Source organism: Lentzea alba, from assembly GCF_047445655.1.
Classification (GTDB): Bacteria; Actinomycetota; Actinomycetes; order Mycobacteriales; family Pseudonocardiaceae; genus Lentzea; species Lentzea alba_A.
In genome coordinates, this window is sequence record NZ_JAJAEG010000020.1 from 82183 (window position 1) to 96127 (window position 13945).

14 protein-coding genes are annotated in these 13945 nt (G+C 68.2%); 9 read left to right on the forward strand and 5 right to left on the reverse strand.

Going from position 1 to position 13945, the window contains the following annotated elements; genetic code table 11:
• Positions 1-148: 148 nt before the first annotated feature.
• Positions 149-2455, reverse strand: coding sequence for a DNA helicase PcrA (gene pcrA, locus LFM09_RS30645; protein WP_414100052.1), 2307 nt, complete (start codon positions 2453-2455; stop codon positions 149-151).
• A 308-nt stretch (positions 2456-2763) separates the two neighbouring features.
• On the opposite strand from pcrA, the gene LFM09_RS30650 reads away from it, so the two are divergent.
• Complete coding sequence (locus LFM09_RS30650; RefSeq protein ID WP_086663866.1) at positions 2764-3021, forward strand: chorismate mutase; 258 nt, start codon at positions 2764-2766, stop codon at positions 3019-3021.
• 21 nt (positions 3022-3042) lie between these two features.
• Here LFM09_RS30650 and LFM09_RS30655 read toward each other — a convergent pair whose 3' ends face one another.
• On the reverse strand, positions 3043-4095 hold the full coding sequence (locus LFM09_RS30655; protein WP_414100053.1) for a histone deacetylase: 1053 nt from the start codon (positions 4093-4095) through the stop codon (positions 3043-3045).
• Between the two features lie 70 nt (positions 4096-4165).
• Between LFM09_RS30655 and LFM09_RS30660 the strand changes: the two genes are divergently transcribed.
• From LFM09_RS30660 to LFM09_RS30685, 6 genes are all read left to right on the forward strand, one after another.
• The gene (locus LFM09_RS30660; protein ID WP_414100054.1) at positions 4166-4492 is read left to right on the forward strand and encodes a hypothetical protein; all 327 of its coding nucleotides are present in this window, start codon (positions 4166-4168) and stop codon (positions 4490-4492) included.
• Positions 4493-4596: 104 nt separating this feature from the next.
• Positions 4597-5433, forward strand: coding sequence for a hypothetical protein (locus LFM09_RS30665; protein ID WP_414100055.1), 837 nt, complete (start codon positions 4597-4599; stop codon positions 5431-5433).
• A gap of 181 nt (positions 5434-5614) precedes the next feature.
• Positions 5615-6427: a hypothetical protein gene (locus LFM09_RS30670; protein WP_414100056.1), complete on the forward strand. Its 813-nt coding sequence runs from the start codon at positions 5615-5617 to the stop codon at positions 6425-6427.
• 166 nt (positions 6428-6593) lie between these two features.
• On the forward strand, positions 6594-7484 hold the full coding sequence (locus LFM09_RS30675) for a hypothetical protein (RefSeq protein WP_414100057.1): 891 nt from the start codon (positions 6594-6596) through the stop codon (positions 7482-7484).
• Between the two features lie 144 nt (positions 7485-7628).
• Positions 7629-8954, forward strand: coding sequence for a serine/threonine-protein kinase (locus LFM09_RS30680; protein WP_414100058.1), 1326 nt, complete (start codon positions 7629-7631; stop codon positions 8952-8954).
• Between the two features lie 184 nt (positions 8955-9138).
• The gene (locus tag LFM09_RS30685) at positions 9139-10689 is read left to right on the forward strand and encodes a serine/threonine-protein kinase (RefSeq protein WP_414100059.1); all 1551 of its coding nucleotides are present in this window, start codon (positions 9139-9141) and stop codon (positions 10687-10689) included.
• A gap of 7 nt (positions 10690-10696) precedes the next feature.
• On the opposite strand, the gene LFM09_RS30690 is transcribed toward LFM09_RS30685, so the two are convergent.
• Complete coding sequence (locus tag LFM09_RS30690; RefSeq protein WP_414100060.1) at positions 10697-11599, reverse strand: LysR family transcriptional regulator; 903 nt, start codon at positions 11597-11599, stop codon at positions 10697-10699.
• A gap of 81 nt (positions 11600-11680) precedes the next feature.
• Between LFM09_RS30690 and LFM09_RS30695 the strand changes: the two genes are divergently transcribed.
• Complete coding sequence (locus tag LFM09_RS30695) at positions 11681-12607, forward strand: DMT family transporter (protein ID WP_414100061.1); 927 nt, start codon at positions 11681-11683, stop codon at positions 12605-12607.
• A 121-nt stretch (positions 12608-12728) separates the two neighbouring features.
• Positions 12729-13148, forward strand: coding sequence for an SsgA family sporulation/cell division regulator (locus tag LFM09_RS30700; protein ID WP_189257546.1), 420 nt, complete (start codon positions 12729-12731; stop codon positions 13146-13148).
• A 121-nt stretch (positions 13149-13269) separates the two neighbouring features.
• Here LFM09_RS30700 and LFM09_RS30705 read toward each other — a convergent pair whose 3' ends face one another.
• Together LFM09_RS30705 and LFM09_RS30710 are read right to left on the reverse strand one after the other, a co-directional pair.
• Positions 13270-13416, reverse strand: a complete 147-nt coding sequence (locus LFM09_RS30705) for a hypothetical protein (protein WP_414100062.1) — start codon at positions 13414-13416, stop codon at positions 13270-13272.
• Positions 13417-13500: 84 nt separating this feature from the next.
• The gene (locus LFM09_RS30710) at positions 13501-13794 is read right to left on the reverse strand and encodes a hypothetical protein (protein WP_414100063.1); all 294 of its coding nucleotides are present in this window, start codon (positions 13792-13794) and stop codon (positions 13501-13503) included.
• Positions 13795-13945: the final 151 nt, after the last annotated feature.

Sequence of the window (13945 nt, forward strand, 5' to 3'; positions counted from 1 at the left end):
CCAGCGCCGCACGCGGGTTGATGGCACGCCTGTTGCGTTGGGCGGCTTGCGGTTTCGTAGTTTGGTTGCGGTGGTGGGGTGGTCCTACCCATCGGCGGTCCCATCCACCTGCGGTGGATGGGACCGATGGCGCGGGATGGCTGCGTGGCTAGAGCTTGGTCATGGGGACGCTGCCGATCAGCATCAGGCGGACTGTGCCGGAGCCGCCGAAGTCGATCGTGGCTGTGGCCCTCAAGCCCGCGCCGTCCACTGCCACCACGCGGCCCAGGCCGTACTTGTCGTGGGTTACGCGGTCGCCCACTTCCAGCTTCATGGCTGGGGCGTCTTTCCAGCCCGCCTTGGAGGGGGCTGGCCGGGACAGGCCGCGGGAAGCGATGCCGCCTGAGGCTGAGCGGCCCCAGGTTGTTGCTGCTGCTGGGCCTGAGCGGGAAGGTTCTACTCGGCGCCAGTCCAGGAGGTCCTGGGGGATTTCGCCCAGGAAGCGGGAGGCCGGGTTGGCTGAGGGCTGGCCCCAGGCTGAGCGGACCAGGGCGCGGGAGAGGTAGAGGCGGCGTTGGGCTCGGGTGATGCCGACGTAGGCGAGGCGGCGTTCTTCTGCCAGTTCTGCTGGGTCGCCCAGGGCTCGCATGTGTGGGAAGACGCCGTCTTCCCAGCCCGTGCTGAAGACGACCGGGTATTCGAGGCCCTTGGCCGTGTGGATGGTCATCAGGGTGACCACGCCGTCTGACTCGGCGTCTGGGATCGAGTCGGCGTCGGCGACCAGGGAGACTCGTTCCAGGAAGGCTGGGAGGGACGGGACTGGTTCGGCGCCTTCTGGGAGTTCCAGTTCGGTGAACTCGCGGGCGACCGTGACCAGCTCGTTGAGGTTTTCGATCCTCGTGTGGTCCTGGGGGTCTTCGCTGGCTTCCAGTTCGGTGCGGTAGCCGGTCTTTTCCAGGACTGCTTCGAGGATGTCGGCCACGTCGTCCTCGCGGGCGACCATCTCACCGAGCTCGTCCATCATTTCCACGAAGCCCGCGATTGCGTTGCGGGAGCGCGGGTTCAGCATGGGGACGCGGTCCAGGTCGCGGAGGGCTGCGGCGAAGCTGATGCGTTCGCGTTCTGCGTAGGCGGAGACGCAGGCTTCTGCTCGTTCGCCGATGCCTCGCTTGGGGACGTTGAGGATTCGGCGGAGGGAGACCGTGTCTTCCGGGTTCGCCAAAGTCCTCAAATAGGCCAGGGCGTCGCGGACTTCGCGGCGTTCGTAGAAGCGGACGCCGCCGACCACGCGGTAGGGGAGGCCCAGGCGGATGAAGATTTCCTCGAAGACGCGCGACTGGTTGTTGGTGCGGTAGAAGACGGCGATCTCGGAGTTGTTGACCTCGCCGCTGTCCACCAGGTTGTCGATCTCGCGGGCGACGAACGCGGCCTCGTCGTGTTCGTTGTCGGCCACGTAGCCGACGATCTTCTCGCCCTCGCCCAGGTCGCTCCACAACGACTTGTCGCGGCGGTTCGGGTTGCGGGAGATGACCGCGTTCGCCGCGGTCAGGATGTTTTGGGTGGAGCGGTAGTTCTGCTCCAGCAGGATCGTGGTGGCGTCGGGGTAGTCGCGCTCGAACTCCACGATGTTGCGGATGGTGGCGCCGCGGAAGGCGTAGATCGACTGGTCGGCGTCGCCCACCACGCAGAGTTCGGCCGGGGGGATCTCGCCGCCTGCGACTCCTACCAGTTCGCGCACCAACGTGTATTGGGCGTGGTTGGTGTCCTGGTACTCGTCCACGAGCACGTGGCGGAAGCGGCGGCGGTAGTGCTCGGCCACGTCCGGGAAGGTTTGGAGGAGTTCGACGGTCTTCATGATGAGGTCGTCGAAGTCGAGCGAGTTGGACTCGGTCAGGCGGCGTTGGTAGACGGTGTAGACCTCGGCCACGCGGCGTTCGAGGTCGTTCGTCGCGTCTGCCGTGGCGGTCTCGGTGTCGATGAGCTCGTTCTTGAGGTTCGAGATGTGGATCGCGAGGGTGCGCGCCGGGTACTTCTTCGGGTCGAGATCGAGGTCTCGGGCCACGAGGGTGATCAGGCGGCGGGTGTCGTCGCTGTCGTAGATCGAGAAGTTCGACGACATGCCCAGGGTCTTCGCCTCGCGACGCATCACGCGGACGCACATCGAGTGGAACGTCGACACCCACATCGAGCGGGCGCGGGCGCCCACCATGTCGGCCACGCGCTCCTTCATCTCCGCGGCGGCCTTGTTCGTGAACGTGATGGCCATGATCTGGCCTGGGTGCACGTCGCGTTCGGCGAGGAGGTAGGCGATCCGCCTGGTGAGGACGCGCGTCTTGCCGGAGCCGGCTCCTGCCACCACGAGCAGGGGCGTGCCGGAGTGCTCCACGGCACGGCGCTGCGCGGGGTTCAGGTCGTCGAGCAAGTGGCCCGCGCGGGAAACGGGGGGACTTGAGGGCAAGTCGAACAAGGCGCTCATCGTTCATCCACGGTACCGGGCGGCACCGACAAATCCGGTACCGCCCGACCATGTGTTCGATGACCGGGGTCGATCAGGTGCGCGGACGTGGAAGTGGTCGCTATGTGAGACGCCCGGAGCCCATAGCGGGAAGCTGTGGCACACTAGATCCGTGCGCGCGACGTTCTTCGAGTTTTTCTACGGGATCCGGACTCCGGCTCCCGTGGTCGTCTAGCGCTGAAAAGCCACCACGAAGCCCCGGAGTCCTCGGACCCCGGGGCTTCGCTGCTTCCGGGCCAGGACTCGAAGAGTTCCGAGAGGTCACCATCATGGACACCACCACCGAGCCCGACATCAACGAGCTGCGCCAGGAGATCGACCACCTGGACGCGGAAATACTGCGCCTCGTGCAACGCCGCGTCGAGGTCTCCAAGGTCATCGGCGCGGCCAGGATGGCGGCCGGCGGCACGAAGATCGTGCACAACCGCGAGATCGACGTCCTCAACCGCTACAAGCCGCTCGGCCCCGAGGGCAAGGACCTCGCAATGATCCTGCTGAAGATGGGCCGCGGCCCGCTCGGCAGGTAGGAGACGCAGCCGGCCCGGCGTCTACAGCACGCCGGGCCAAAAAGGCTTCAGGGCCGCGCGAACGATCTCGAAATCCGCGTCCACGAGCTGGGAGTCGTCCGGCACGTAGGCCAGCGGGTCCTCGAGCAGCGGCTCCGGCAGGCGCAGCAGGCCCTCGATCAGCGAGTGCAGGCACAACGCGGCGTATCCGCGCAGGTAGCCGCCCTCTTGGGCGAGCACGACGCGGGTGCCGAACGACGCCACGCGGCGCCCGATCTCGCGGTATCCGGCGCCGGTCAGGTTGTGCCGGCCGTTGGGGTCGAACGCCGACCCGTCGAACCCGGACGCGCACACCAGCAGGTCCGGCGCGAACTCACGCAGCAGCGGAAACGCGATCTCGTCGAGCGCGCGCAGATAAGCCGTGTCGCCCGCACCCAGAGACAGCTCGATGTTCACGTTCCGCCCGTGCGCGCCCACTTCCGACGGCGCACCTGTTTGCGGGTGGTTCGTGCCCCACGAGCCGTGCCGCATGTGCACCGAGATCGTCAGCACGTCCGGATGGTCGTAGAACACCTCCTGCGTGCCGTTGCCGTGGTGCACGTCCCAGTCCAGCACGGCGACCCGCATCCCTTGGCGCCGCGCGGTTTCCGCCACCAGCGCGGCGTTGTTCACGAAGCAGTAGCCGTCCGCCATCGAAGGCTGCGCGTGATGCCCCGGCGGCCGCACGAGCGCGTAGGCGAGTGGTGCACCGGACTCCAACGCCGCCAACGAAGTCCCCGCCGCCGCGCACACCGCACGCCACGTCTCGGGCCCGACGACCGTGTTCACCTCCAGCGCCACACGCGAGGACACACGCAACGAGTCAAGGTGCGATGCCGTGTGCACGCGCAGAAGCTCGTCAACGGACGCGTGGCGTCCCTCGTGCCACTTCAAGTGCGAGGCCACCGGGCCGTGCTTCAGCGCATGCCGGAACGTGCGCAGCCGCGCCGCGTTCTCCGGGTGCGGTTCGGCCACGTCCAGCCACGGCCAGGAGCCCGGGAGCTCCCACAGGCCCTCGCCCGCGTCGTGCTCCAGACAGTCGTCGTGCCAGAACATGTCCACCCCAACCGGATATCAGGGCGATCACGGATGGTCCACCGAAAAAATCTGGGGGCACACTGGAGGCATGGGCCTCATCGCCGCACTCATCGCCATCGCCGGCCTGCTCGCCGCCTTGGCGCACGACGCTTACCTGGGCATGCTCGGCTCGGCCGCGAACAAGAAGGGCCTCGCCGGAGCACCTGTCTCGCAGTTCGTCCGCACCCGCTGGAAGACCGCCATCCTGACGACCGCGGGCGCGGCGATCGGTCTGCTGATCACCAACGGCGACAGCCTCGGCGCCGACGTGATCGGCGCGCTGATCGCGGGCGGCAGCGGTCTCGTCGCCATCAACGGCGTGCAGAAGACGCACAAGCAGTTGAACAGCGGTCAAGCCCAACTTCCGCCCCGGTAGAAATTTCACACAAACGTGTGTCACTCGTCCTGAACGCACCCTTTTGGTTGGTTCGGTACCTCCGTACGGCCCTACCCTGATGTTCGTCGCAGAGGGGTGTCGGGATGGACGAACTGCCGGGCAAACATCGTCTCGACGACGGTGTCGCGGAGCCACTACCGCGCCCCGTCGTCGGTGGTGATCGCATCCCGCTGCCGCGCCGCCGCCAGATCGACCCGCTGCAGGACACGGACGGCCTGAGGAAGTTCAACATCGGCCTGGTGCCCGCCTCGGTCACGCCGCCGCGCACGTGGAAGCGCGCGGCCTGGTTCGCCGTCGTCTCGTCGGTGCTCGTGCTCGTCGGGCTGAGCGTCGCCGCGGCCAAGCTCGTCGGCGGCGGTGGCGCGGTCGAGACGGTCGGCCTGCCGGGCTACCCGTCGGACGTGCCGCTGATCTCCGCGCTGCCCACCGGCGGCACCACGCCGTCCGCCACCGGGACCAGGCCCGCGCCCGCGAACACCGGGCGGGGCGCTCCCGTGCCGGGCACCGGTACCAGGACGACGCCGGGCAGCGGGTCCGCCACGAGCGCCAAGCCGTCCGGCACCGCGCCGCCCGTCATCACGACCGTTCCGGTCTCGCAGGCGCCGATCGTCGACGGCTCCAAGATCGCCCAGCGGACCGAGCACTTCTACCAGGAGATGGCGACGAACGCGGACACCGCGCTCGCCATGACCACGGACACCGTGCGCGCGAACGCCGACGCGCTGCTCGAGGGCCGGCTCTCGGACATCTCGCTGATCGAGGTGAAGGAGATCGTCGTCGACCCGAGCAAGGGCCTCACGGTGAGCCTGCTGCAGGTCACGAAGAAGGACGGCTCGGTCAGCACGGAGAAGCGCGAGCTGAGCTTCACGCTCGGTGAGCTTCCGTTGATCAGCGGTGAACGGTTGAAACTCGGCGGCTGAACGTCGCACGGGTGGCTAAAGGTCACGGCCCGAGTTACCGACCGTAATAGGTAGCACCATCGAGCGAATCCGAGCTCCGCTGGACGCCACGAACGGCTGAAGTCGACTGAGACGCTGGCGTTGTCGCGTGAGGCCACGGTACGTCTTCTGGTGACCACGGACAGTACGGAGGACCAGGCCAGTGCAGCGTCCCGCGACGACCGGGCGGCGGCACACCCGCGCCGGCTCGATCAGCGTGGCTGAGCTGATCAAGCAGCAGCCGAGCCCGATGCGCATCCCGTCGAACGAGGAAGCCGCCACCGACGCTCTCGTCACATCACTGCTCGGTCCGACCGAGAACATGACCGCGACCACGGCCGTCATCCCGGTCGTCCCCGGTCGTCGCCGCCGCTCGAAGAAGAACCCCGTCGCCAAGGCCGCAGGCCTGCTGACCGGCGCGATCGTGCTGGTCTCGTCCATCGCGGGCGCGGCGGTCCTCGCGGGCAACCGCCCGGCGAACACCGGCATCCCGGCCTCCCAGCGGCCCGTCGCGCTGTCCGGTGCGAGCGCACTGCGGCCGGACGTCCTGTCCGCCCAGTTGCCGAACGAGAACGCGCCGCTGCGGACGACCGACACCCCGATGCCGCAGCCGTCCGCGCTGCTCCTGGAGACGCACGAACCGGCAACGCCCGAGGTCTCGACCGGCCCGCAGCCGCAGATCGACGTGGTTAAGCGGTTCTACGAGCTGCTCACCACCAAGCCGAACTCGGCGGCCAAGCTGCTCTCCCCCGACCTGGTCGGCGCCAACCCCAAGGAGTTCGTCGAGTCCTGGGGAATGATCAAGACGGTGAACGTCGACCAGACGTCGCTGCGGCCGGACGGCTCGGTGCTCGCGGTCGTGTCGATGCAGGAGCTCGACGGCAGCTGGCTGCGCATCGAACAGCTCTTCTGGCTGACCGACACGACCCAGCCGCGGATCGTCGGGACCGAGGTCCTTTCGGCGCAGAGGAGTTAGGCCGCACCCAACTGGACTCGCCGTTCGCAGTCGAACGGTGACCGCTCGTCGCGAAAACCTAGTTCCGGTCGTGAAAATTCCCCCGAAGGGGTTACATCTCGGGTCACGATTCGGTATCCATGTTCCCGCCAGTGCGCGAACGCGAACTTGGAAGGGTGAACGAGCGGTGTCGATTGAGGACCATCGTCGGCGGCTGAACGGAACGGCTGAGTCGACCGGCCAGCTGTCCGTCGCCGAGCTGATCGCCCGCCGCGAGGCGGAGACCATGCCGATCCCGCGGATCACCGACGACTTCACCCCCGAGGACTTCGACGAGCCCGAGGTGCCGGAGGAGCCGACGATCAAGTTCAAGTCGGTCAAGGCACCGGGCAGCAAGCCGAAGAAGCAGCCCATGCGGGAGCTGCACATCACCGAGCTGTTGCGCCGTGAGGGCCGGGCCGACGACACGCAGCGCGGCGGGTTCACCGTCGGCAAGCTGGCCGCCGCGGCCAGCGGTGGCGTGGTGCTCTGCGGTTCCGTGGCCTTCGCCGCCTCCTCCTGGTTGTCCCCGACCGACGAGCGCCCGCTCGCCGAGGTCCGGTTCGACGAGCGGGCCCAGGCCCGTGGCGCGAGCGCCGGCACCGAGGGCGTCGTGAAGCTGCCGTCGAACAAGACCCAGCAGGAAGACGCGACCGAGACCGAGTCGGCCGACCCGACGACCGAGTCGTCCCCCCGCGTCGCGCCGTACACGCAGCAGCAACAGCGTCCGACGCAGCAGCAGACGCAGACCCAGCAGCCGACGCAGCAGCCCACGTCCGAGACGCCGCCGACCGCGAGCACGCCGTCGTCGTCCACGGAGACGAGCACGCCGAGCACGCCGCCGTCCAGCGAGACGCCCGCGCCGCCGACCTCGACCTCGGGCAACCCGCCGAGCAGCAGCACTCCGCCCAGCTCGAACCCGCTCCCCACGCCGTCCAACCCGGTCGACGTGAGCGTGGACCTCGGCCTCCTCGACCCGGTGCTGAACACCGTGGGCGACACCGTCGGCGGCTTCGACTTCTTCTCCCCGGCGAACTGACGTACGACGGGTAGCTCAGCGGCGGCCCACGACAGGTACCCTGTGCGGGCAATTCCGGACGACCGCTGACTACCGCACGAGGAGCACGAGCGTGGGACCTGCTGCCGCAGCCGCGGTCTCCCCATCGCCGCGCGAGGTGGTCTTGTGACGACGTCCGACACCTCGGACGGCCGTCTGATCGCCGACCGCTACCGCTTCCTCGACCGCATCGGCTCCGGCGCGATGGGCATCGTCTGGCGCGCCCACGACGAGCGGCTGGGTCGCGAAGTGGCGATCAAGCAGCTGCTCCTGGCGCCTGGACTGGACGAGGCCGAGCAGGACGAGGCCATCCAGCGCGCCATGCGCGAGGGCAGGATCGCCGCCAAGCTGCACCACCCGAACGCCATCGCCGTGTACGACGTCGTCGAGGAAGACGGCGTCCCGTGCCTGGTCATGGAGTACCTGCCGTCCTACAGCCTCGCCGACGCGCTGGCCGAGGGCGGGCCGATGGACCCGATCGAGGTCGCCTCCATCGGTGCGCAGTGCGCGGCCGCACTCGCCGCGGCCCACGCGGCGGGCATCGTGCACCGCGACATCAAGCCGGGCAACGTGCTGATCGCCGACAACGGCGTCGTCAAGATCACCGACTTCGGCATCTCCCGGGCCTCGGACGACATCACGGTCACCAAGACCGGCCTCATCGCCGGCACGCCCGCGTACCTCGCACCGGAGATCGCGCGGGGCCAGGACCCGACGCCGGCCTCCGACGTCTACTCGCTCGGTTCGACGCTTTTCGCCGCGATGGAGGGCGAGCCGCCCTACGGAGTGAGCGAGAACACTCTCGGTGTTCTGCACGCCGTCGCGGCCGGGCGGATCAACCCGCCGACGGTGGACCACCCGCTCGCCGACACGCTGCTGTACCTGCTGAACTACGAGCCGGACGACCGGCCGACCATGCCGCAGGCGCGTGAGCTGCTCAACGCGGTCGCGCACGGCCGTTCGCCGTCGTTCAGCGGTCTGCCGGTACCGGCAGGACCCGATCCGACTGCCATGATCGAACCCGACCGGACCCGCGTGGTCCGGCCGGTGGCGCGAACGACCGCACCTCCCCGCACGGCGCCGCCGATGGTGCCCGCGGGCAAGCAGCAGGACAACAGGCCGTTGGTGATCGCGGCGGTGGTCCTGGCGTTGTTGCTGGTAATCGGCGGACTGATGGTCGCGCTGGGAGTCTTCAACAAGGACAAGGAGAACCCGGTGGTGCCACCGGCCAGTTCTTCTTCGGTGGTGACACCGACGTCGTCGACACCTGAGGTGACGACGACCACGCCCGAGGCAACGACCACGCGCGAAACGACGTCTACCACTACGACGACTACAACTACGACCACCACGACGACGACCACTACGACCACAACGACGACTCCGCCGCCGTCAAGCACGACGACGACAACCACCACGACGACGGCACCGTCCGTCAAGCCGGGTGGCTGAGCACAAATCGGTCGTAGATATCTCGTAAGGTGGGTACCCGCACCGTTGGGTGAACTGAACCCGATGGTGTGATCAGCCGTTGAACAGAGAGCAAGTGACCGCACAGCGGGGAGCAACTGTGACCGACGATGGCCGATTGGTCGCTGGTCGCTACCGATTGAGCCAGCGGATCGGTAGTGGCGCCATGGGCGTCGTCTGGACGGCACACGACGAGCGTCTGCACCGCACCGTCGCGGTCAAGCAGCTTCTCCTGCAGCCCGGACTGGCCGAAGCCGACACCGACGAGGCCAAGAGACGTGCCATGCGCGAGGGCCGCATCGCCGCGCGCCTGCAGCACCCGCACGCCGTCGCCGTCTACGACGTGGCCGAGGACGACAGCCAGCCGTGGCTGATCATGGAGTACCTGCCGTCCAAGAGCCTTTCCGCGGTGCTCTCCGAACGCGGCACGCTCCCGCCGCGCGACGTGGCGTCGATCGGAATGCAGGTCGCCTCCGCGCTGGCCGCCGCGCACAACGCGGGCATCGTGCACCGCGACATCAAGCCCGGCAACGTGCTGCTCGGCGACGACGGCACGGTCAAGATCACCGACTTCGGCATCTCCCGCGCGACCGGTGACGTCACGGTCACCGCGACGGGCATGCTCGCGGGCACCCCGGCCTACCTCGCTCCCGAGGTCGCGAAGGGGTACGACCCGGGCTCGCCGTCCGACGTGTTCTCCCTCGGCTCGACGCTGTACGCCGCGATCGAGGGCACGCCGCCGTTCGGTCTGAGCGAGAACACCATCGCGTTGCTGCACAAGGTGGCGTCCGGCAAGGTCGACCCGCCGCGCAACGCCGGCCCGATGACCGCGCTGCTGATGCGCCTGCTGCGTGCCGAGCCGGAAGATCGCCCGACCATGGCCGAGGCCCGCGACGCACTCGCGTCCGTCGCGAACGGTCAGGCCGCTCCTGCCTTCACGCCGGCTGTGGTGGCACCGACGCACCCGCCGTCGTGGCGCGGCGCCCCGGTCCAGCAGCAGCCGCAGCAGCAGGCCGCAACGCGCGCCCTGACGCCCACGCCGCCCCCACCGAACGCCACGCGCGTGGACCTGCACACACCCCCGCGCGCCGTTCCGCAGCAGCAGCCGTCGAACCACCGCCCGGCCGCCGCACCGCAGTACTCGCAGCGTGCGAAGCCCGCCCCGATGTCGTCGTCCGGCAAGAGCAAGAAGTCGACCGTCTACACGGCGCTCGCCATCGTGGCGGCCGCGGTGATCGGCATCATGTTCGCGAGCATGATCTCGAACAACAACGACAACGGCGGCCGCGACAACAACGCCAACGGCAACACCTCGGTCCAGCCGACTGAGCAGAGCGGACCTTCCTCGGCGAACACACCGAAGCTGGCGGACAAGGCCGGCAAGTGGACCGCCGCGCCGACCGAGGACGAGCGCCGGGCGATGCTGGACGACTACTTCACGTTGGCCACCACCGACCCGGACGAGGCGTGGAAGCTCGGAAACTCCGATTTCCAGGCCAACTACCCCGGCGGCCTCGCCGGCTTCAAGAGTTTCTGGGCGAACTACAAGCAGGCCAAGGTCGCCAATGCCGACCAGCAGCAGGAGTTCTACTTCGTGGTCACCGTCGAGGTCACGAAGAAGGACGGCACGAAGTCGACCATTCAGCGCCAGATCTCGCAGTCGTGGCGCAGCTCGAACTTCCTGCTGAGCTACGACAAGCCGTTCGGCAACGGATAGCAGCTGGTCAGGAGGCCCTCGCGGCCTTCTCCAGTGCTTCCGCCAAAGCCACCACGGCAGGATTCCGCGCGGCATCTTCGCGGTACACGACGTGAATGTGCCGCACCGGCTCGGGATTGCGCAGCCTGCGCAGGACCACACCGGGGTGCGCGTAGCCGAGGCCCAGTCGCGGAATGATCGTCACGCCGAGTCCGGCGGCCACAAACCCCTGTGCGGTCGCGTAGTCGTCGCTTTCCACGGCGATCTGCGGTGAGAATCCGGCACCGGCGCACGCGTTCTTGACCAGGTCCTTGCACGGGCCGGTGGCGCCGCAGTCCCCGTCGATCCAGGGCTCGTCGGCCAGCTCGGCCAGGTCGATCACGCGCTTGCGGGACAGCGCGTGCCCACGCGGCAGGACTGCGAAGAGCGGATCCGCGAGCAGGTGCCGGGCGATCATGCCCTCGGGGGCGGGCTCGTCGGGCTCGAGCACGGTGATGGCGACGTCGGCGCGCCCCGCGGCGAGCTCTTCGAACGGGTCGGTGGGCTCGGTCAGTTTCAGGTCGAGCTCGACACCGGAGCGTTCGGCGCGGAAAGTGGCGACCGCGGGTGGCACCAGCGCCGCTCCTGCGGTGGCGAAGTAGCGGACGCGCAGAGTGCCCGCGCAGCCGTTGCGCAACGCCGTGAGGGCGCTCTCGGCCTCGGCGAGCTGTTCAGCGAGGCGACCGGCGTGCTCGGTGAGCAGACGGCCGGCGGCGGTGGGCCGGATGCCGCGTCCGACGCGTTCCAGCAGCGGCAGGCCAGCCTGCTTCTCCAGGCCCGCGACCTGCTGCGAGATGGCGGACGGGGTGTAGCCGAGGTTCGTCGCGGCCGCGGTGATGGAACCCGTGGTCACGACCGCCCTGAGCACCTGCATGCGTCGCACGTCCAGCATGCCTCAACCGTACAGCTCTGCTTAAAGGTTATGCACAACAATTAAATTGTATTCACGGGTTTAGCGGCGCATGGTTGACACGTGAACCAACGCGGAACGTTGATCAGGATGGGCGTGCTCGCCCTGCTGTGGGGATCCAGCTTCCTGTGGATGAAGCTTGCACTGGGGAGCCTCGCTCCCCTGCAGATCTCGCTCGTGCGGACGTTCTTCGGGGCGCTCGTGCTGTTCGCCGTGCTCGCGACGGCGAAGATGACGCTGCCCCGCGACCGCAAGATCTGGGGTCACATGCTGTTCGTCGCGATGTTCGGCAGCGCCATCCCGTTCACGCTCTTCGCCTTCGGCGGCCAGACCGTCGACTCCGGTGTCTCCGGGGTGCTCAACTCCACGACGCCGCTGTTCGCGCTGGCCATCGGGCTCGTCCTGGGCACCGAGAAGGTCAGCAACCTGGTGCGCATGCTCGGCCTCGGACTCGGCTTCGCGGGCGTGCTGCTGATCTTCGCGCCGTGGCAGCAGGCCAACAGCATCGCCAGCTGGGGCGCGGTGCTGTGCCTCGTGGGCGCCGCGAGCTACGCCATCGGCTACACCTACGCCGGCCGCTACCTGGTCAACACCGGCGCGTCGTCCACACAGCTCGCCGCCATGCAGCTGACCACCGCGATGGGCCTGCTGGTGCTGGCCACGCCGTTCGGCGGCCTGCAGCCGCTGCACCTGCACTGGGTCGGCATCGCCGCCGTGATGATCCTGGGCGTCTTCGGCACCGGCGTCGCGTTCATCCTCAACTACCGCGTCATCGCCGACGAGGGAGCCACCACCGCGACTACGGTCGGTTACCTGTTGCCCGTGGTTTCGGTACTCCTTGGAGCGATCTTCCTAGGAGAGCAACTCAACGCAAGGGTCGTCATCGGCATGCTGGTGGTGCTTCTGGGTGTTGCGCTGACCCGGAGGCAGCCCGTCTCGGCAGGTCAGACCGTCTCACCAAACGAGACGCGCGACCTGGTCAAACGCTGAACGGTGAGACGCACGTCTCCCCCAATAGGATGGTTCCGAGACGAATCGCGTCCTTATCGAGCTGGTTGGCCGTCTCCTCTTTGTGAGCGGACATGGAGACCAGCCTGGGAAGGACATCGACATGAACAACGAGAACCTGAAGGTCACCACCCGGACGACTTTTCAGCTCCTCGCCCCCGGCGCGGCTCCAGCGCCGGTCGAGGCCGAGCTCGTCTACGACCCCGAGGACCCGTACGCGGTCGCCGTCGTCTTCCACACCGGCTCCGGCCGCGTCGAGTGGATGTTCGCCCGCGACCTGCTGGCCGACGGTCTGCTGACGCCGTCCGGTGAGGGCGACATCCTGGTCCGCCCCGCGTCCGACGACCCGGAGCGCGTCCTGGTCGAGCTGAACGCGCCGACCGGGTTCGCCATCCTCAGCGCGGTCGCCGAGGACGTGGCGGCGTTCCTGGACAGCTCCTACGACGTCGTCCAGCCGGGCGAGGAGGACCTGTGGATCGACTTCGACCGCGAGCTGCAGAAGCTGGTCTCGACGATCGACTAGTTCTCGTGTCTCAGGTGGTCTGACGGGCGCGGGGCGAGGTGCCGGCGGGCAGCTCGTCACCGGAGACCACCGGCGGTGTTCGTCGTTGTGGGCAGCGGCGGCGAACCAAGGACTACACGGACTACTCGGTCGCCTTGGGGTGCGCACCGGCGTAGTCGACCCACACCGTGCGCTTCTCGACGTCGAGCAGGTACCAGACGCGGTCCCCACCCGTGACTTCGATCTGCCAGCGCGGCAGGACGCGGCCACCACGAACACCGGTGGCCAACCGGCGCGCAGGTTGTTGGCCGCCCGGTTTTCCAGTTCATCCCACCCACGCACGACGTCGGTGGCGAAGTAGCGGATGTGCCATTCAGCGCCGATCGTCGGCTGCGCTACCGGGTCGTTCTTCTTCGGGCTCACGCGGTGACGCGGTGACATCCGCCGGCTCAGGAGCCTCGTCAGCATCCTCATCGCCCTCGTCCAGACTCCGATCCCGAGTGAACATCTCGACCAGTCGCGGATCGGCCCACACCTCGACGGTGTGCTTCCACTCCGTGATCAGCTGGATGACCGGCGCCGGGCTGCCGAGGGAGTTCGAGGCTTCGAGGATCTCCACGAGCCCGACGACGAACCCCTCCTTCTCCTGAGGTGGTCGGAACCGCACCCACGGGAACACCGTCGGTATCAGCTCGGCGATCGTTCTGCGCGAACTCCTCGCTGTACTGCATCAAAGCGACGAACAGCGACGTGGTGGACGAGACGACCTCACGCATCTCCGCCGCCCTGCTGGCCGTGGTCAGCACCAGGTCCTCCTC